General features: G+C 63.7%; 18 protein-coding genes and 2 riboswitches. Of the genes, 10 read left to right on the top strand and 8 right to left on the bottom strand.

Features of this window, described 5'->3' with window-relative positions; genetic code table 11:
- Position 1: 1 nt before the first annotated feature.
- Complete coding sequence (locus tag AC07VF_RS03285) at positions 2–937, bottom strand: LysR substrate-binding domain-containing protein (protein WP_495008264.1); 936 nt, start codon at positions 935–937, stop codon at positions 2–4.
- A gap of 55 nt (positions 938–992) precedes the next feature.
- Between AC07VF_RS03285 and AC07VF_RS03280 the strand changes: the two genes are divergently transcribed.
- From AC07VF_RS03280 to AC07VF_RS03270, 3 genes are read left to right on the top strand one after another with little or no spacing between them, the layout of a single operon-like run.
- Complete coding sequence (locus AC07VF_RS03280) at positions 993–3,365, top strand: heavy metal translocating P-type ATPase (protein ID WP_495008263.1); 2,373 nt, start codon at positions 993–995, stop codon at positions 3,363–3,365.
- On the top strand, positions 3,362–3,769 hold the full coding sequence (cueR, locus tag AC07VF_RS03275) for a Cu(I)-responsive transcriptional regulator (RefSeq protein ID WP_282372326.1): 408 nt from the start codon (positions 3,362–3,364) through the stop codon (positions 3,767–3,769). The genes AC07VF_RS03280 and cueR overlap by 4 nt, the downstream gene beginning before the upstream one ends.
- 44 nt (positions 3,770–3,813) lie before the next feature.
- Positions 3,814–4,158 carry an MmcQ/YjbR family DNA-binding protein gene (locus AC07VF_RS03270; protein ID WP_495008056.1) on the top strand — a complete coding sequence of 115 codons (345 nt, stop codon included), beginning with the start codon at positions 3,814–3,816 and terminating at the stop codon, positions 4,156–4,158.
- A 27-nt stretch (positions 4,159–4,185) separates the two neighbouring features.
- Here the strand turns inward: AC07VF_RS03270 and AC07VF_RS03265 are convergent, their stop codons facing one another.
- A complete protein-coding gene (locus tag AC07VF_RS03265) occupies positions 4,186–4,629 on the bottom strand; it encodes a DUF1294 domain-containing protein (RefSeq protein ID WP_495008055.1) in 444 nt (147 codons plus the stop codon).
- Between the two features lie 7 nt (positions 4,630–4,636).
- On the bottom strand, positions 4,637–5,467 hold the full coding sequence (locus AC07VF_RS03260) for an undecaprenyl-diphosphate phosphatase (RefSeq protein ID WP_192172066.1): 831 nt from the start codon (positions 5,465–5,467) through the stop codon (positions 4,637–4,639).
- 356 nt (positions 5,468–5,823) lie between these two features.
- Here AC07VF_RS03260 and pnuC point away from each other — a divergent pair, with 356 nt between their 5' ends.
- Together pnuC and AC07VF_RS03250 are read left to right on the top strand one after the other, a co-directional pair.
- On the top strand, positions 5,824–6,387 hold the full coding sequence (gene pnuC / locus AC07VF_RS03255) for a nicotinamide riboside transporter PnuC (RefSeq protein WP_192172067.1): 564 nt from the start codon (positions 5,824–5,826) through the stop codon (positions 6,385–6,387).
- Positions 6,388–6,392: 5 nt separating this feature from the next.
- Positions 6,393–6,917, top strand: coding sequence for an AAA family ATPase (locus tag AC07VF_RS03250; RefSeq protein WP_346629825.1), 525 nt, complete (start codon positions 6,393–6,395; stop codon positions 6,915–6,917).
- Between the two features lie 51 nt (positions 6,918–6,968).
- Here the strand turns inward: AC07VF_RS03250 and AC07VF_RS03245 are convergent, their stop codons facing one another.
- Positions 6,969–8,306, bottom strand: coding sequence for a sigma-54 dependent transcriptional regulator (locus tag AC07VF_RS03245; protein ID WP_495008054.1), 1,338 nt, complete (start codon positions 8,304–8,306; stop codon positions 6,969–6,971).
- 398 nt (positions 8,307–8,704) lie between these two features.
- Between AC07VF_RS03245 and AC07VF_RS03240 the strand changes: the two genes are divergently transcribed.
- Positions 8,705–8,971 carry a hypothetical protein gene (locus AC07VF_RS03240; protein WP_062381945.1) on the top strand — a complete coding sequence of 89 codons (267 nt, stop codon included), beginning with the start codon at positions 8,705–8,707 and terminating at the stop codon, positions 8,969–8,971.
- A gap of 36 nt (positions 8,972–9,007) precedes the next feature.
- Here the strand turns inward: AC07VF_RS03240 and AC07VF_RS03235 are convergent, their stop codons facing one another.
- The 4 genes from AC07VF_RS03235 to cobW form a co-directional block, all read right to left on the bottom strand.
- The gene (locus tag AC07VF_RS03235) at positions 9,008–9,634 is read right to left on the bottom strand and encodes a vWA domain-containing protein (protein ID WP_423574761.1); all 627 of its coding nucleotides are present in this window, start codon (positions 9,632–9,634) and stop codon (positions 9,008–9,010) included.
- Positions 9,635–9,687: 53 nt separating this feature from the next.
- Positions 9,688–10,728, bottom strand: coding sequence for a magnesium chelatase ATPase subunit I (locus AC07VF_RS03230; protein ID WP_495008053.1), 1,041 nt, complete (start codon positions 10,726–10,728; stop codon positions 9,688–9,690).
- An 88-nt stretch (positions 10,729–10,816) separates the two neighbouring features.
- Entirely contained in the window at positions 10,817–14,581 is a 3,765-nt protein-coding gene (cobN, locus tag AC07VF_RS03225; protein WP_495008052.1) for a cobaltochelatase subunit CobN, read from the bottom strand.
- A 2-nt stretch (positions 14,582–14,583) separates the two neighbouring features.
- The gene (gene cobW / locus AC07VF_RS03220) at positions 14,584–15,657 is read right to left on the bottom strand and encodes a cobalamin biosynthesis protein CobW (RefSeq protein WP_495008051.1); all 1,074 of its coding nucleotides are present in this window, start codon (positions 15,655–15,657) and stop codon (positions 14,584–14,586) included.
- 127 nt (positions 15,658–15,784) lie between these two features.
- Positions 15,785–16,016, bottom strand: a riboswitch (cobalamin riboswitch).
- A 124-nt stretch (positions 16,017–16,140) separates the two neighbouring features.
- Positions 16,141–16,373, top strand: a riboswitch (cobalamin riboswitch).
- Between the two features lie 97 nt (positions 16,374–16,470).
- Between cobW and AC07VF_RS03215 the strand changes: the two genes are divergently transcribed.
- The 4 genes from AC07VF_RS03215 to cobM all read left to right on the top strand — a co-directional run bounded on the left by AC07VF_RS03215 (position 16,471) and on the right by cobM (position 18,756).
- Positions 16,471–16,680, top strand: a complete 210-nt coding sequence (locus AC07VF_RS03215) for a CbtB domain-containing protein (RefSeq protein WP_282372316.1) — start codon at positions 16,471–16,473, stop codon at positions 16,678–16,680.
- 11 nt (positions 16,681–16,691) lie between these two features.
- Positions 16,692–17,411 (top strand): CbtA family protein, encoded by a 720-nt coding sequence (locus tag AC07VF_RS03210; RefSeq protein WP_495008050.1) that lies wholly within the window; start codon positions 16,692–16,694, stop codon positions 17,409–17,411.
- Entirely contained in the window at positions 17,408–17,824 is a 417-nt protein-coding gene (locus AC07VF_RS03205; RefSeq protein WP_495008049.1) for a cobalamin biosynthesis protein, read from the top strand. The genes AC07VF_RS03210 and AC07VF_RS03205 overlap by 4 nt, the downstream gene beginning before the upstream one ends.
- A 185-nt stretch (positions 17,825–18,009) precedes the next feature.
- Positions 18,010–18,756 (top strand): precorrin-4 C(11)-methyltransferase, encoded by a 747-nt coding sequence (gene cobM / locus AC07VF_RS03200; protein WP_495008048.1) that lies wholly within the window; start codon positions 18,010–18,012, stop codon positions 18,754–18,756.
- The last annotated feature ends 93 nt before the right edge of the window (positions 18,757–18,849 follow it).

The raw sequence follows: 18,849 nt of genomic DNA, 5'->3' as shown, positions 1-18,849 counted from the left end.
CCTACAGATGCCCCGCCAACTCACACGCCTCCCGATCCGCCTTCTCATTCGCCCCAAAATCCTCCGCCAGCAAATCCACCAACCCCCGCACCGACGGCAACAACCCCCGCCGAGAAGGAAACACCGCATGAATCAACCCACTCGGCGGACGAAACCCCGGCAACAACTCAACCAGCCGCCCCTCATGCAACGAATGCCGAACCATAATCTCCGGCATCTGCACCACCCCCACACCCTCCACCGCCGCCCGGTGCAACGCATCCAGATCCGACGTCACCAAGCGCGGCTGATGAGCAACCTCGATCCGCTCACCCTCCGGCCCGATCAACACCCAACGGTGCTCACGGTTCGCCGGCGCCAGATCCATACTCGGCAGCCCCACCAACTCCTGCGGCGTTCGAATCGTCCTGCCCTCCAGCAACGAGGGGCGAACCACCAACCGCTGATGGCTCTCGCCCAACACCTTCATCACCAGATTCTCATCGTCCAGCGGCGGAAAACGCACCCTCAGCGCGATGTCATACCCCTCCCCCAACACATCCACCCGACGGTTAGTGCTCTCCACCTGAACCTGCACTTTCGGGTGCAGCACCAGAAACTTCGCGATCGTGTCACTCACCCCCATCGAACCCAGCGCCGGCGGGCAACTGATGCGCACGATGCCCTGGGGCTCGGACCTCGACTGCTCGACCACCTTCTCGGCGGCATCGGCCTCCACCAGCATCGCCACACAGTGCCGGTAATAATCCAGCCCCACCTCGGTCACCGTGAATTTGCGCGTGGTGCGCTGGATCAGCCGCACCCCCAGACGATCCTCCAACTGAGCAATGCGCCGGCTGAGCTTGGTCTTCGGCACCTCGATCTTGCGCGCGGCGGCCGCGAACCCCTTGTTCTCGACCACCTGCACGAAGTAGTACAAATCGTTGAAGTCGTACACGGTTTGCCGCTCGCCTGGCCGAAAGGGGCTGGGATTGTCGCAGGTTGCCAATGGGCTGTCCTGCGTGGGAGCGTGCAAACGATCCAGTCAACACATTCAACGCTGTGCACCTCTTGACCTTGCCAGAAGGGCAAGGTTGATCCTTACTGGCAATCGACTTGCCGGAGTGCCCGCGATGCCCAGTGCCCACACATTTGATCTGCCCATTACCGGCATGACCTGCGCCAGTTGCGCCGGCCGGGTCGAGCGCGCACTTCGCAAAGTGCCCGGCGTTCAAGTTGCCACGGTCAACCTCGCCAACGAACGCGCCCACGTCGAGGTCAGCAGGCAGATCGACCCGGCTGTGCTGGTGGCCGCCGTCGACAAGGCCGGCTACAGCGCCAGTCTCGAACAGGACCCAGCCACCCAGCACGCCGACCAGCGCAAACGCCACGACACCGAGCGCTGGCAGTTGATCGTGGCCATCGTGCTCGCACTGCCGCTGGTCTTGCCAATGCTGCTGCAGCCGTTCGGCGTCCACGGGATGCTGCCGGCATGGTTGCAGTTTGCTCTGGCCACCCCCGTGCAATTCCTCCTCGGCGCGCGCTTTTATGTCGCCGCCTGGAAAGCCGTGCGCGCGGGTGCTGGCAACATGGACCTGCTCGTCGCGTTGGGCACCAGCGCCGGTTACGGTTTGAGCGTGTACCAATGGCTAAGCGCTGGCCCCGGCACGATGCCGCACCTGTATTTCGAGGCCTCGGCGGTGGTCATCGCCCTGGTCCTGCTCGGCAAATACCTGGAGAGCAACGCCAAGCGCCAGACCGCCAGCGCGATCCGGGCCCTGGAAGCCTTGCGCCCAGAGCGGGCGATCCGGTGGGTGGACGGGCAGGAAGTGGACGTTGCCATCAGCGAATTGAGCGTCGGCGATACGGTGGTGGTAAAACCCGGCGAGTGCTTTCCGGTGGATGGCGAGGTGCTCGAAGGCCAGAGCCACGCCGACGAAGCCCTGATCAGCGGCGAGAGCCTGCCGGTGCCGAAACAGCCCGGCGACAGGGTCACCGGCGGCGCGATCAATGGCGAGGGCCGGCTGCTGATCAGCACCCAGGCGCTGGGCGCGGAAACCGTGCTGGCCCGCATCATCCGCCTGGTGGAAGACGCACAGTCTGCCAAGGCGCCGATCCAGAAACTGGTCGACAAGGTCAGTCAGGTGTTCGTGCCCGTGGTCCTTTTGATTGCCGTCGCGACGCTGGCAGGGTGGCTGATGGCTGGCGCGTCACTGGAAGCTGCGCTGATCAACGCCGTCACCGTGCTGGTCATCGCCTGCCCCTGTGCCCTCGGGCTGGCGACGCCGACTGCGATCATGGCCGGCACCGGCGTGGCCGCACGCCACGGCATTTTGATCAAGGACGCCGAAGCCCTGGAACGCGCCCATGAAGTCACCACGGTGGTCTTCGACAAGACCGGCACGCTGACTTCCGGCAGGCCGCGCATTGCCCACATGGCCGCGCTCGACGGTGATGAAAACACCTTGCTGCAACTGGCCGGTGCGCTGCAGCGTGGCAGCGAGCACCCATTGGCCAAAGCAGTGCTGGACGTGACCGCCGAACGCGGGCTGAGCCTGGATAACGTCGGCAATAGCCGCGCGCTGGCCGGACGCGGTATCGCCGGCACCCTTCGAGGCCGCGAGTTGGCGCTGGGTAATCACCGCTTGCTGCAGGAAAGCGGCTTGCTGGACGAAGGCGGCTTGGCCGGGGACGTTCTGAACGAGCGCGCTCAGGCATGGGAAGCCGAAGGCCGTACGCTGTCCTGGCTGATCGAACTGAGCCCGCAGCGTCGGGTGATTGGCCTGTTTGCTTTCGGCGACACGCTCAAGACAGGCGCTGTTGAGGCCATCGCGCAACTGAACGCCCGGCACATCAGCAGCCACTTGCTGACGGGTGACAATCCCGGCAGCGCCAGGGTGGTGGCCGAGGCGCTGGGCATCCGCGACGTGCACGCCGAAGTGTTGCCTGCCGACAAAGCCGCGACAGTCATGGCGCTGAAGAAAACCGGCGTGGTGGCGATGGTTGGTGACGGCATCAACGACGCCCCTGCCCTGGCCGCCGCCGACATCGGCATCGCCATGGGCGGCGGCACGGACGTGGCCATGCACGCCGCCGGCATCACCCTGATGCGTGGCGACCCGCGGCTGATCCCCGCCGCCCTCGACATCAGCCGCAAGACCTACGCGAAGATCCGCCAGAACCTGTTCTGGGCCTTCGTTTATAACCTGATCGGCATTCCGCTGGCGGCGTTCGGCCTGCTCAACCCGGTGCTGGCGGGCGCAGCCATGGCCTTGTCCAGCGTCAGCGTGGTGAGCAACGCCCTGCTGTTGAAAACCTGGACACCCAACAACGAATCCAAAGACGACCCCAAAGACACGCCCAACGACACGGGAGACGCCTCATGAACATCGGACAAGCCGCCAAACGCAGCGGCCTCAGCGCCAAGATGATTCGCTATTACGAATCCATCGGCCTGCTTCCGGCCGCCACCCGCACCGACAGCGGCTATCGCCTGTATGGCCCGAACGAGCTGCACACCCTGGCGTTCATCAAACGATCGCGAGACCTGGGGTTTTCCCTGGAAGAAGTCGGCAAACTGCTGACCCTCTGGCAGGACCGCGGGCGCGCCAGCGCCGACGTCAAGGCGCTGGCCCACAAGCACATCGTCGAGCTCAACCAGAAGATTGAGGAACTGGCCGGCCTGCGTGACACCCTGCAGAACCTGGTCAGCCACTGCCAGGGCGACCGCCGCCCGGACTGCCCGATTCTGGCGGACCTGGCGTCGAATGGCGGTCGTTCAAATGGTTAACGCAGGCTGCCGGTCACCCCTCACCCGCATTCAGGAACACTCCCATGCAGATTGAAGACGTCGCCGCGTTCTGCCTGAATCTTCCGGGCGCGCGGGAGGATTACAAATGGGGCGGCGTCAGGGTGTTCTCCATCGCGGACACCAAGATGTTCGCGGTGATGGGCCTGGCGGGCAACGACCTGTCGTTCAAGGTCGGCGCCGAGTTGTTTCTCGGCTACGTCGACCGTCCGGGCATACGCCCTGCGCCATACCTGGCCCGCGCCCACTGGATCACCCTCACCTACCCGTTCGCCATGGGCGAAGACGAGCTGAAGGACTTGCTGACCCGCTCCCATCAATTGGTGGTCGGCAAACTGTCGAAGCGCAGGCAGGTGGCGTTGAAGCTATAACCGTCGCCGCGTCTGCTTAAAAACGGCTCAGAACAGATGCCGCGAGATCAGGCGACCGCCGAACAGCAGACGGTCCATCCAGAACAACTCGTGCAGCAGGACAATCAGCCAGAACACCAACTGGTAGGAAAACTTGCGCGTCTTGTGGCGAAACACCTGCTGAGCCAGCAGCGCGCCGGGCCAGCCACCGAGCAGTTCGATCCCGTGCAGCAGCTTTTCCGGCGTGCGCTGTCCGCTGTGCCGGGCCTGCTTCTTGTCGTAGCCATACAGGGCAAATGCGACGACGCTCATCAGTGCGTAGATCGCCGCGGGCAGCCAGCTGACGCCGCTCGTCCAATACGTGACGACCCCGTAAACCGGAAGGCCGCACAGCAACAGCAGCGCCAGCAGCTTGAGTTTCAGAAAGCGCACGGCGACGGGTTTAGCAGCGGCCGGGCGACCCGGGTTTTGCGGTTCGAAGCGTTGAGTCATCGGAAGATCAGCCCTGCACGCTGGACCAGTCGACCCAGCCGAATTGCCAGGTCGCCAGGATCAGCAAGCCAAACGCGATGCGGTACCAGGCGAACACGTCATAGCTGTGGGTCGCGATGAACTTGAGCAAACCGCGCACGGCGATCATCGCGAAGATGAACGCGGCGATGAAGCCGATGGCGAACACCGGCAGGTCGTCGGGCTGGAACAGGTGACGGTATTTGTACCCCGAGTACACCGAAGCCGCGATCATGGTCGGCATCGCCAGAAAGAATGAAAACTCGGTGGCGGTCTTGCGTGACAGACCGAACAGCAGCCCGCCGATGATGGTCGAGCCCGACCGCGAAGTTCCCGGAATCATCGCCAGGCATTGCGCGAAGCCGACCTTCAGCGCATCCACCCAGGTCATCTCATCCACGGTCTCGGCGTGAATCACATGCTCGCGGCGCTCGGCCCAGAGCATGATGAAACCGCCCAGCACCAACGCAACGGCGACAGTGATCGGGTTGAACAGGTATTCGTGGATCAGATCGGAAAACAGCACCCCGAGGACCATGGCGGGCAGCACGCCGACGATGAGGTTGGCGGTGAACCGCCGCGCTTCGGGCCGGGTCGGCAGCCCGGTGACCACGTCGAGGATCTTGCGACGAAACTCCCACATCACCGCCAGGATCGCCCCCAACTGAATAATGATATTGAACGCCATCGCGCGCTCGCCGCCAAAACCGATCAGATCCGCAACGATGATCTGATGGCCCGTACTGGAAATCGGCAAAAACTCCGTGAGCCCTTCTACAACTCCAAGTATCAGTGCCTGTGCGGCGGTCCAAAGATCCATCATTCCCCCGGCTGGAGCCCGCTCATGGCAAGGCTCTCTTGATTTGTATTACAAACTGTTGCGCGAACGATAAACGGTCGAGCGTAAAAAAAGCATGAACGCAGGCTGTCTGGCTCGGGCATGAGCGCGGCGATGCTAGCAGACCTTTTTGACGAACGCGCTAGCATGAATACTGGCGCGAAGGCTTTGACGTTTGTCTCATCGTCGTTACATTTCCTCTATGAATCACGCAGGTTGCCCGGGCTGTTTTTCCAGTGCCTTTTCAGACGCATCCGACGCATCATCGCGCCCCACCTCGGGCGATAAAGCGCCTACAATCGCCGACCCGTTTTTTCATCGTTTCCTCAGGAGTCGCCATGTCAGGGCTTGAACTGTTCGCCGCCGCACTCGGTGTCATTGCCGTCTGGCTGACAGTCAAACAAAACCCGTGGTGCTGGCCGATCGGCCTGGTCATGGTGTTGCTCTACACCTGGATCTTCTTTGACGTGAAGCTCTACTCCGACATGCTCCTGCAGGTGGTGTACGCCGGGCTCCAGGTGTATGGCTGGTGGCAATGGACCCGCCGGGGCGCGGCGGACAACGGCCGCATCGTCACCTCGCTGGGCAGTGGCAGCCTGCTGCTCAGTCTGGTGGCCGGCGCGCTGGTCAGCCTTGTCCTCGGCGCGGCCATGGCCCACTTCACCGACGCCGCTCAACCCTGGCTCGACGCCACACTGACCGGCTACAGCCTGGTGGCGCAGGTATGGATGGCGCAGAAGCGCGTGCAGTGCTGGCCGCTGTGGATCCTGCTCGACGTAATTTTCGTCGGCCTGTTTCTCTACAAAGCGCTGTACCTCACCGCCGGCCTGTACGCGCTGTTCACCCTGCTCGCCGTGCAAGGCTGGCGTGACTGGCGCGCCGACCCCGCGCTGGCGCGTTGACCGGGATGAAAGTGCTGGTACTGACAGGGCCCGAATCCAGCGGCAAGAGCTGGCTGGCGGAAGAGATTCAACGGCAGTTCGGTGGCGTGCTGGTGGGCGAATACGTGCGCCAGTTCATCGATGAGGTGCAGCGGGACACCGTTTACGCAGACATCGATGTCATCGCCCATGAGCAACTGGCCTGGGAAGACGCCGCCCGTTCGCTGAAACCGGCGCTGCTGATTCTTGACACTCACCTGCTGAGCAACACCCTCTGGAGTCGCGCGTTGTTCAACGACTGCCCGGCGTGGCTCGAAGCCGCACTAGCCGAGCGCCATTACGATCTGCACCTGTTGCTCTCGCCGGAAGGCGTCGAATGGATCGGCGACGGCCAGCGTTGCCAGCCAGACCTGAGCGAGCGCCAGGCATTCTTCGAGGCCAGCCGGCAGTGGCTGGTGGCCCATGGGCAGACCTTCGAAGTGATCGGCGGGAGCTGGAGCTACCGCAGTGAGCGAGTGTTGCAACGGGTTGCCCAACTGATTAACGACTGAATGCCTACCAGCCGGACGTAAGCGCCGCCGGACAACTCGCCCGACGCGTGATCAGCGAATCTGGTGTTTGTGCAGCAGGCGATAAAACGTTGGGCGAGAGATGCCCAGCACTTTGGCCGCCACGCTGAGGTTGTCGCTGTGACGGGTCAACACATCGCACAGCGCCTGCCGTTCCGCCCGAGACTTGTACTCATCGAGAGTGGCCATGCTGGAGCTGATCTCTTCTTCGCCCAGCAGCCCGAGGTCAAACGCTTCGATCTGCCGCCCTTCCGCCAGTACCAGCCCGCGGCGCACCCGGTTTTCCAGCTCTCGCACGTTGCCGGGCCAGTCGTGCTTGCCCATGGCGACCAGCGCGTCCTGACTGAAATTACGCACCCGCCGGCCGGTCTCCCGGCTGTAGAACTGGGCGAAGTGATTGGCCAGCAAGGCCAGATCGCCGTGCCGCTCGCGCAGCGGCGCGGTGCCCACCTGCAAGACGTTGAGCCGGTAATACAGGTCTTCGCGAAAACGCTTCATGCGAATCGCCGCTTCCAGGTCGACATTGGTCGCCGCCAGCACCCGCACATCGACCGGGATCCGCTCGCCTGCCACCTCGATGTGCGGATCCTGCAGGAACCGCAACAGATTGGCCTGGACCTCCAGGGGCAGATCGCCAATCTCGTCGAGAAACAGCGTGCCGCCGTTGGCTTCTTCGATGCGCCCCGTCCTGCGCTGGCGTGATGCATCGACGTCCTCCCATGCCTCGCCGAAGAGTTCTTCCTGCAGCAAATGCTCCGGCGTCGCCCCGCAGTTGATCGAGATGAATGGCTGCTCGCGGCGCTGGGACTGCGCGTGCAGCGTGCGCGCGATCAGCTCCTTTCCCGTCCCGCCTTCGCCACGGATCAGCACCGGCGATTCGGTGGGCGCCAGCTTGCTCAGCAATCGCCGCAGTTCGCGCATGGGCCGGCTTTCCCCCAGCAGTTGCGGACCCGGGCTCTCTCCGTACGGGGCGCCTTTGGCATAACTGGCACCTTTGGCACGCAGCCGTGCCATGCCGTAGGCGCGGCCTAATGTCACCTGCACCCGGGCTACATCGAAGGGCAAGGTATGGAAATCGAAAAACCACTCACAGACCAAATCACCGATGTGTTCGCGGCGCAGGTCCTCGCTGGTCAGGACTGCGATCCATTCTGTATTGCTTCGGGAGATAAGGGATTTGACCACTTCGGGGTGTTCGAAATGCTCGGGCAGCAGGCGGATAAGGCCCACGTCACAGGGACGCAGCGCTGCCTCTTCAAGGGTGCAGCTGTCGACATCCCAACCCGCGATGCGCAAGCCGGGGACCAACTGCAGGCATTCCTCGCACGGTTCGACGATCAGCAAGCGGCGGATGGAGGCCAGATCATGCATGTGAGTTTCCTTGGCGCCGGGGTCGCATAGTGATCGTGGGAAAACGTTTTTTAAACAGTAGCTTGTGAAGGCCGATTGACACCATAGCAAGATTTTTGACGCGTCCTTGGATCGATTATCTATAAGCCTAAGATCGAAACGTGCTTAGCAGCGTGGCCTGAGATAGACGGCGATCGGGCGTGCGCTGCCAAGGCATTGCAGGAGTTTGGCCCAAGCGCGGCGAGGAAGCGCGATCGGACCGACGCTTAAAATAAATCAAGAAATTTCAGAAATGGGTGTGACTCAGCCGTGGGGGACGGTCATCAGTACAAGTAGCAACACAAGTAGCAATACGCGTAACCACCGAGCGAAACGCCCGCCGCCGGTGCCAACGGATACGGGCACTTTGAGGACAGTCCATGAACGCCCCCTTGCGCTTCAACGATGCTTTGCTGATTGCCGGTCACGCCTTTGAACCCTTCCAGTGCGTGGCCTGGGCCCCGCAGGACGGCAATGGCGAACTGAGCCTGACCGTCGTCGACCGCACCAGCACCCGCATTGGCCGCAAACAGATTCCCAGCAGCGCCTACTCCGATCCGAAACAACTGGCGCAGTTCCTGGAACAGGCCCGTGCCGAGATCAGCGGCGAAGGCTACAGCCTTGAGCCGTGGACCATGCCCGCCTGAAGACCTGCTGATCTAACCCCTGCCGACGACGCGCGCTCAGCACTCGTCGATGTGACGGTAGTCGGCGTCCAGCTGCGCGGCGATGTCCCGGGCGCGGCCCAGTCGAATGGGCCCGCGCTCGATATCGATCAGCAGCACGGGGCCGCCGAACAAGGGAAGCGGCTGCGCCGGTCGTGCTGATAGCGTCGGCATGTCTTTGACGCGCCCGTCCGTGAGAATCAGCACCCGTTGCTGTTCCGCCGGGCAGCGCTTCTGCCGTTTTGCAGACCAGTCCGCCGCCTGATTGATCGCGTCGAACAGCGGCGTGCCGCCCCCAGCACCCAATGCATCCAGCCAAGGTTGCAACGCGGCGCTGGCTTTCAAGCCCTGATGCTGCCAGCGCGCGCCCTTGCCGCTGGCGGTGAGCAACGCCAGCCTGGCACGCTGCCGATACGCATCATCGAACAATTCCGCCAATAAACCCTTCGCCTGACTCAACGCCTGATTGCGCCGGGTCGATGCCGACGCGTCGACGATCACCAGCCAGAGCTGCTCCGGCCGGCGACTGCGGGGCTGACGTACCAGATCGTCACGAACCCGAGGGCGGCCGCGCAGCAAGGTCGGCAGCCAGGCAATGGCGCCCTCCGCACCGGGGCGGGCAGCGCCGTTTCTACCCCCGACCAGTGCGCCCGGTCGAGGGCTGGCATTCGCCCCCTTTGACAGGCGGGGGCGAATGCCTAGGGCTTTTTTGGCCAGTGGGGTACTTCTTTACGACTGCCCGTCTGCACGCTGCGGGCGGGTAACTCACCCCAACTGCCCTCGCCGGTTTCTGGCGCGTCATGCTGCGGCTGAGCGCCGTTGTCGGGTCTCGGCGGGCTTTGCTCTGATGACGCAGGCGGCGGGGATTGAGACTGATGCGGCGGTTGCGGCTCCCGACGACGATGGCGCAGAGCGAAATCGGCCACGGCGTCGATGTCGGTTTCGGTGATCTGAGCACCGCCGCGCCAGGCGGCATGGGCACGGGCCGCGCGCAACCAGACCAGATCCGCACGCAAACCGTCGACCCCGGCCGCAAAGCAACGCTCGGTGATCAGGCCCAGACTGACGTCATCCAGCTCGATGGTCGGCAACAGGCTCCGGGCGGTTTCACACCGCGCCTTTAACGCCTGCTGCTGCGGGGCCCAGTGCTGACAGAACGCCTCAGGCGCGGCGTCGAAATCCAGACGGCGGCGAATGATCTGCCCGCGCTGTTCCGGCAATGTCTGCCCGCTCAACGCCACGTTCAGGCCGAAACGGTCGAGCAACTGCGGGCGCAGTTCGCCTTCTTCCGGGTTCATGGTGCCGATCAGCACAAAGCGCGCGGCATGGCGATGGGAAATGCCGTCGCGCTCCACCAGATTGACCCCGCTGGCGGCCACGTCCAGCAGCAGGTCGACCAGATGGTCCGGCAGCAGATTGACCTCGTCGACGTACAACACGCCGCCGTCCGCCTTGGCCAGAACCCCCGGCGAGAATGCCGCGCGGCCCTCGCCCAGCGCCGCGTCGAGGTCCAGCGTGCCGACCAGGCGCTCTTCGGTTGCACCCAGTGGCAGCGTGACGAACTGACCGCTGGCCAGCAGATCCGCCAGCCCTCGGGCCAGGGTCGATTTGGCCATGCCCCGCGGGCCCTCGATCAGCACGCCACCGATTTTCGGGTCGATGGCGGTCAGGCACAGGGCGAGCTTCAGGTCATCGGCACCGACGACGGCAGCGAGGGGAAAATGTGGGGTGTCGGTCATGGTCGGTTCTCGTAAAGCCGCGGGTCAATCACAGTGTTCAATCCAGTCAGGCGTTTGCACAGGCTGCTGTGCAGGCCCTCATTCACGCTCATGACTCTTCGATGTCCAGCAACAGATTCTCCAGCGCCTCGCGGTACTCGCCCGGTTCCTGCCACAGGCCGCGCTGCTGCGCCTCGAGCATGCGCTCGGTCATGTCCCGCAGCGCATCCGGGTTGTGCTGCTGGATGAAATCACGGGTCGAGGCGTCCAGCAGATAGGCATCGGCCAGCAGCGCGTATTGGTGATCGTCGATCAGCTCGGTGGTAGCGTCGAAGGCGAACAGGAAATCCACCGTCGCCGCCATCTCGAACGCACCCTTGTAGCCGTGGCGCTTGACCCCTTCGATCCACTTCGGGTTGGCCGCCCGGGAGCGCACCACCCGGTTGAGCTCTTCCTTCAGCGTACGGATCTTCGGCAGATCAGGCTGGCTGTGGTCGCCGTGATAACTGGCGACTTTCTCGCCGGACAGGCTTTCCACTGCCGCCAGCATGCCGCCCTGGAACTGGTAGTAATCGTTTGAATCCAGCACATCGTGTTCGCGGTTGTCCTGGTTCTGCAGCACCGCCTGAACCTGGCTCAGCCGCTTGGCAAAACCGTCACGGGCCGGCGTGCCTTCGTCGCTGCCGCCGTAGGCGTAGCCGCCCCAGGTCAGGTAGACCTCGGCGAGGTCTTCGCGGCTCTGCCACAAGCGCCCGTCGATGGCGTTCTGTACCCCTGCGCCATACGCGCCTGGCTTGGCGCCGAAGATGCGCCAGCCAGCCTGCTTCGCCGCTTGCTCGACATCCAGACCGTCGCGCTGCAATTGCTCGCGCTCCTGGCGCACGCGGGCGGCCAGCGGGTTCATGTCGTCGGGCTCGTCCAGCGCCGCGACGGCCTGCACCGCGGCGTCGAACAGGCGGATCAGGTTGGCGAACGCGTCGCGGAAGAAACCGGAAACCCGCAGGGTGACATCGACCCGCGGCCGGTCGAGCAGGCTCAGGGGCAGGATCTCAAAGTCATCGACGCGCTGACTGCCCGTCGCCCACACCGGACGCACGCCCATCAGCGCCATGGCCTGGGCGATGTCGTCGCCGCCGGTGCGCATGGTCGCCGTGCCCCAGACCGAAAGCCCCAGTTGACGTAGATAATCACCATGATCCTGTAAGTGCCTCTCCAGCAACAGATTTGCCGACTGGAAACCAATGCGCCACGCGGTCATGGTCGGCAGATTGCGCACGTCCACGGAGAAGAAGTTGCGCCCGGTCGGTAGCACGTCCAGCCGTCCTCGGCTGGGGGCGCCGCTCGGGCCGGCCGGGACGAAACGCCCACTTAGCGCGCTGAGCAGATTCGACATTTCGGCTGGACCGCAGGCGTCTAGGCGAGGGATAACCACTTCATGCAGAGACTGAACAACATCGGACAAGCTGTTGTTTGCAAAGGTATTACTGATAGGCACGCCGCTGGCAATCTTCTCAATCATCTGCGCAGCCAAAAGCTCCAGCCGCTCGCGGGTATCACCCGTCGTGCGCCATGGTTCAGCGCTGACTTCATGTAATGCGTGAGGTTTGTCGCCGGTCCATGGCGCACCGAGATCACAGTCCAGCGGGTCGAAATCCAGCGCCAGCGCCTGACTCAATGCCCGCAGCAGACTGGCCTGACCGCCGCGACCATCGCCGCGAGGCACGCGCACCATGGCCAGCAGCGTGTCGATGCGCAGCCGGCCGGTGGGCGACTCGCCGAATACGTGCAAGCCGTCGCGGATCTGCGATTCCTTCAGGTCACACAGGTAGGTGTCCAGGCGCGGCAGCCACACGGCGGCGTCGGCCTCGCTGTTGGCGTCCCCGTCCATCGCCAGTTCGCGGTCGATGTGGGTCTCGCGCACCAGCCTGAGAATGTCTTTTTGCAGCTCCCTGGCGCGGCGCGGATCAAGCAGCTGCGCTTCGTAATATTCGTCCGCCAGCAGTTCAAGGTCGCGCAACGGACCGTAGGTTTCGGCGCGGGTCAGCGGTGGCATCAAGTGGTCGATGATCACCGCCTGGGTGCGGCGCTTGGCCTGGGCGCCCTCGCCCGGATCGTTGACGATGAACGGGTAGATATTCGGCATCGGGCCAAGGATCGCGTCCGGCCAGCAATACTCGGACAGACCGACGCCTTTGCCCGGCAGCCATTCCAGATTGCCGTGCTTGCCGACGTGGATGACAGCATGAGCGCCATAGCGTTTGCGCAGCCAGAAGTAAAACGCCAGATAGCCGTGGGGCGGGACCAGATCAGGGTCGTGATACACCGCGCTGTGGTCCACGTTGTAGCCCCGCGCCGGTTGAATGCCGACGAAGGTCATGCCGAAACGCAGGCCGGCGATCATCATCCGCCCGTCCCGACACATGGGGTCGGTGTCAGGGGCGCCCCATCGCGCGATGACTGCATCGCGATTGGCTTGCGGCAGCGCTTGAAACGCCGCCTTGTACTCGTCCATGGCCATGCTCTGGTGGCACGGCCGTTGATCGAGGCTGTCCGGATCGTTGGTGACGCCGCCGAGCAAGGCGTGAATCAGCGCAGTACCGGTCTCGGGCAGGCCTTCAACCGGGTAACCCTCGGCCTGCATGGCCTTCAGGATGTTCAGCGCGGCCGCCGGGGTGTCGAGGCCGACGCCGTTGCCAATGCGCCCGTCGCGGGTGGGGTAGTTCGCCAGAATCAGCGCTACGCGCTTGTCGGTGTTGGCGGTGCGGGCAAGCAGCACCCAGCGCCGGGCCAGTTCGGCGACGAAATCCATGCGTTCCGGCTGGGCGCGGTAGCAAACCACGTCGGACTGACTGCGCTCGCTGTGCCAGGCCAGGTCCTTGAAGCTGATTGGCCGGCTGATGATGCGCCCGTCCAGTTCCGGCAGCGCGATGTGCATCGCCAGGTCGCGGGGGCCCAGCCCTTGGGCGCTTGCCTGCCAGGCGGGTTCGTTGTCCTGGGCGCAAATGGCCTGAATGACCGGGATGTCTCGGCGAAACGGCCGAACATCTGGCGCTTCCGGGCTGGATTGGGCGAAGCCGGTGGTGTTGAGAATGACCTCGCAATCAACCTCGTCGAGCCAGTCCTGTATCGCGCTCATGCAGCCGGCTTCCTTCAGGCTGGCGACGGCAATCGGCAACGGGTTCAGGCCCTGGGCCGACAAGCGCTCGCAGAACACATCGATGAAGCCGGTGTTGGCTGCCTGCAGGTGGGAGCGATAGAAAAGCACGGCCGCGACCGGCTGATCGGCGCGCCAGTCGGCCTGCCAGCGGGCCAGGTCGGCGTTGGCGTTCTGCGGGTGATAAATCACGGTGCGCGGCAGGGTTTGCGGCTCGGCCCACGGGTAGTCGCCACCCAGCCAGCGTGTGGCGATGAAATTGAACAGCGCCAGCGCGTTGTGCTTGCCGCCCTGACGCAGGTAATGCCAGAGACGCTCGCGGTCTTCGACGGATTCCGTGCTCAGGCCGCTCAGCTCGGGGTCTGGCCGATCACAGCCCGGGACCAGAATCAGCTTCACGCCTTTCGCGGCCAGCTCCACCAGCCGCTCGACGCCGTAACGCCAGTAGCCGATGCCGCCGTGCAGGGAAATCAGGATGACTTTCGCGTGGCGCAGCACCTCGTCGACGTACAAATCCACCGACGCATGGTTTTGCACCTGCATCGGATTGGCCAGGCGCAGGCTTGGGTAGCTATCCGGCAATTGCCGCGCGGTTTCAGCCAGCAGCGCCAGATTCGAGTCGGCGCTGCACAGGATCACCAGCTCGGCGGGCGTCTGGCCCAGGTCAGCGATGCTGTCGTCGGGGACGAAGCCGCCGGGCTGTGTACGCAGCAGGTGCATGGTTAGCCTTTTATGCCTGAGACTGCATCGCGCAATTGCGCTTCAAGGACGCCGGCGTCCAGTTCCTGGCCGATCAGCACCAGGTGGGTTTCCCGAGCTTCGTCTGGCTTCCAGGCGCGGTCGAAATGCTTGTCGAAACGCGTGCCGACGCCTTGCACCAACAAGCGCATGGGTTTGCCGGGAATGGCGGCGAAGCCTTTGACACGCAGGATGCCGTGCTGGACGACGGCCTGGGTCAGCGCGTCGAGCAACAGCGATTCGTCGGCCTGGGGCAGCGTGATGGAAATCGAGTCGAAGGCGTCATGGTCGTGATCATCATGATCGTCGCCTTCGTGGTGATCGTGGTGGGTCTTGCGCCCGTCGATGTGCAGCTCGGATTCGGCGCCCAGGCCCAGCAATACGCTGATCGGCAGCTGGCCCCGGTTCGCTTCGACGATCTTCACCGCCGGCGGCAGTTCTTCGGCGACTTCGGCACGCACGGCGGCGAGAGCATCCGCGTCGAGCATGTCGGCCTTGTTCAGCACGACGAGATCGGCGCTGGCCAGTTGGTCGGCGAACAGTTCGTGCAGCGGCGATTCGTGATCCAGGTTCGGGTCAAGCTTGCGCTGGGCGTCGACTTGGTCCGGGAACGCGGCGAAGGTGCCCGCGAGCACGGCCGGGCTGTCGACCACGGTGATCACGGCGTCGACGGTGCAGGCGTTGCGAATTTCCGGCCACTGGAAGGCTTGAACCAGCGGTTTCGGCAGGGCCAGGCCCGAGGTTTCGATGAGGATGTGATCGAGGTCGCCGCGACGGGCGACCAGTTCCTGCATCACCGGAAAGAACTCTTCCTGAACAGTGCAGCACAGGCAGCCGTTGGCCAGCTCGTACACACGACCGACGGCTTCTTCTTCGGTGCAGCCGATGGTGCATTGCTTGAGGATGTCGCCGTCGATGCCCAGTTCGCCGAACTCATTGACGATGACGGCGATGCGCCGGCCTTCGGCGTTGTCGAGCATGTGCCGCAACAAGGTGGTTTTGCCCGAGCCGAGAAAGCCGGTGACGATGGTGACAGGGAGTTTGGCCAGTGTTTTCATCGGTTGCCCTCAGGCGTGCGGCGGGGCAACGAGGACGAAAACAGCGCAGGCCGGTGGAAGCAGGCGCGCGGTTAAATTCGCCACCGGATCACCCCGCCCGGTTGTAGTGGAATTCCTCGGCCGCTTGCAGGCGGTCCGATTCGAGGCAGGTCTCCTGGCTCACGGCGGCCGGTCGCTGACAGGCATCATCAGGCGACTGGCATTCATTGCGCCTTCCCGCTCGCGCAGTGGCTGTGCAATGAAGCTGTCCGTTTACAGTTGCGGGGGCAGCTGCGGCTTGAAACCGCATTCCCTTCTTAGCGCCGGTGGCCTTGGTAGTTGATAAAGGCGCCCGGCGAACCTCAAGTGCGCAAGGCTACGCAGTGACTGGAGGCCGGTCAATCGTGCTTTGCAATGAGTGCCGCGCCAATTGACGCACCGATCGCTGCATTGATTGACGCATCGGCTGAAGGGCCGATTGACGAGCCAAACAGCCCGTGGTCTGCTACACACCTTGTTACGGGTGCCCTTCACAGGGTGAAACGGGAAACCGGTGCGTACAGACCTTCGGGTGTGTATCAGTCCGGTGCTGCCCCCGCAACGGTAAGCGAGTGAAGAGTCAGATCCACTGTGTCGGCATCGATATGGGAAGGCGATTCTTGAAGGCACGTCGGCTGTAACGGCTGATGCATGTGCCCCTCGCGAGCCCGGAGACCGGCCCGATAACGCACCATAACAACCCGCGGTGGGCGGGCGCTGTTGATCACTGCCGGCCTTCGTCTGCGGTGTCTTCGCGCCTTTCCGTCCGCTGAATCCACTTCAGAGGGAAGCGCCATGTCCATCAGCACACCCCGCCAGACGTCCGGCACCAGCACAAACACCACAACAGCCGTGACCGCCACCCAAAGCCAGCGCCTTGTCGCCGCCGTCAGCGCGATGTTTCTCGGTGCGTTTCTAGTGTACTTCGCCGGTTTCTCCCACATCGATGCGGTGCACAACGCGGCACACGACACCCGTCACAGCTCCGCCTTCCCGTGCCATTGAGACCCGCCGCCATGTTCAAGCGAATTGCGCAAACGGCCGGGTTCACCGGACTGCTCGCCGCCCTGCTGTTGACACTGCTCCAAAGCTTCTCGGTGGCGCCACTGATCCTGCAGGCGGAGACCTACGAAAAGGCCCCGGCTGCCGAGATGCACGAGCACGCCGAGGGTGCGATGGCCGGCCACGTCCATGACGCCGAAGCCTGGGAGCCGGAAGACGGCTGGCAGCGCGTGCTGTCCACCACCGGCGGCAATCTGGTGGTCGCGGTCGGCTTCGCCCTGATGCTGGCGGCGCTGTACACCCTGCGTACGCCGACCAGTGCCCGCGAAGGCGTGCTGTGGGGGTTGGCCGGTTATGCGGTGTTCGTGCTGGCGCCCACTCTTGGTTTGCCGCCCGAGCTGCCCGGCACTGTCGCGGCGGATCTGACCCAACGGCAGATCTGGTGGGTCGGCACCGCCGCCTCCACGGCTGCAGGCCTGGCATTGATAGTGTTTGCACGGCACTGGGTGTTGAAGGCCTTGGGCGCGGTGATCCTGGTGGTGCCGCATATCGTCGGCGCGCCGCAACCGGCGGTGCATTTGGCACTGGCGCCGGAAGCCCTTGAAGCGCAATTCAAGATCGCGTCGCTGCTGACCAATGCGGTTTTCTGGATTGCCCTGGGCTGGATCAGCGCTTGGTTGTTTCGGCGCAATGAAGCGACCGAGACGCACGTCGGTTTGAAGCCTGCTCTGTGAATGAAGTGCGCGATCGGCCGCTGTGGGTGGTCGGTCTGGGCTGCCAGCGCGGCTGTTCGGCGTTGGAGCTTCGACAGTTGATGGAGGATGGGTTGCGGGAGGGTCGTCTTGAGCTGAAAGACGTTGCCGCCCTCGCCTCCATTGACGGCAAGTCGGCTGAGGTAGGGCTGCTGGAACTGGGTCATGAGCTGGGGCTGACGATCGGGTTTTTCAGCGCGGATGATCTGGCGGCTTACGAGGCACAGCTGACTTACCGTTCGGACATCGCCTTCGAACGCACCGGCTGCTACGGCGTGGCAGAAAGCGCGGCGCTGGCGATGGTGACACGGTTGACCGGCGCGCCCGCGACCTTGGTCATCCCCCGCCGAAAAAGCCCCCACGGGACCTTTGCTCTGGCAACCGCAATCTTGTAGGACCGGCCAACCCTTGTAGGACCGGCTTTAGCCGGGAAGACGTCAGTAGTCACACCGCAGATTTTGATGGTGTGCCCTAGGGCCCCTTCCCGGCTAAAGCCAGTCCTACAAAGTCAGACCGAGTGCGCTCAGGGAGAATGCATCCGACGAGCCACTGCTCAAATGAACTCCAATCAGGACACCCCATGACTGTTTTTTTCATCGGCGCCGGCCCCGGCGATCCGGACCTGATCACTGTCAAAGGCCAGCGGCTGATCCGCTCCTGCCCGGTGATCATCTACGCCGGTTCCCTGGTGCCTGAAGCAGTGCTGGAAGGTCATCAGGCGATCCAGGTCACCAACAGCGCTCCATTGCACCTTCAGCAGATCATCGAGCTGATGAAATCCGCTCATGCACAGGGCCAGGACGTGGCGCGTGTGCATTCCGGCGATCCGAGCCTGTATGGCGCGGTCGGCGAACAAATCCGCTGCCTGCGCGAGCTGCAGATCCCCTTCGAAATCATCCCCGGCGTCACCGCCACCGCCGCCTGCGCCGCGTTGCTCGGGACAGAGCTGACGCTGCCGGACATCTCCCAGAGCGTGATCCTGACCCGCTACGCCGACAAAACCGACATGCCCGAAGGCGAAAGCCTGGGCGATCTGGCACGGCACCGGGCAACCATGGCGATCCATCTGGGGGTCAATAACCTCGGCAAGATCGTCGCCGAGCTGACGCCGCACTATGGCGCCGACTGCCCCATCGCCGTAGTGCATCGCGCCAGCTGGCCCGATCAGGATTGGGTCACCGGCACACTGGCAGATATCGAGGAGAAGGTGCGGATCAAGGGATTTCGTCGCACCGCGCTGATCCTGGTGGGTCGGGTACTGGGCAACGACGTGTTCAGCGAGTCATCGCTGTATCGCGCGGGCCATGCCCATGTGTTCAGGCCCTAGCGTGCGCCTCTAGACCTTGGCGAGCGCCCACAAAAAAGCCCCGAACTCGTCGGGGCTTGCCTGCAACACCATACTTCCTGGAATCACACGTTG

The organism is Pseudomonas sp. GW821-FHT02H06 (assembly GCF_059421525.1).
The sequence above is the reverse complement of the archived record's forward strand: the minus strand, read 5'-3'. Positions and strand labels throughout refer to the sequence as shown.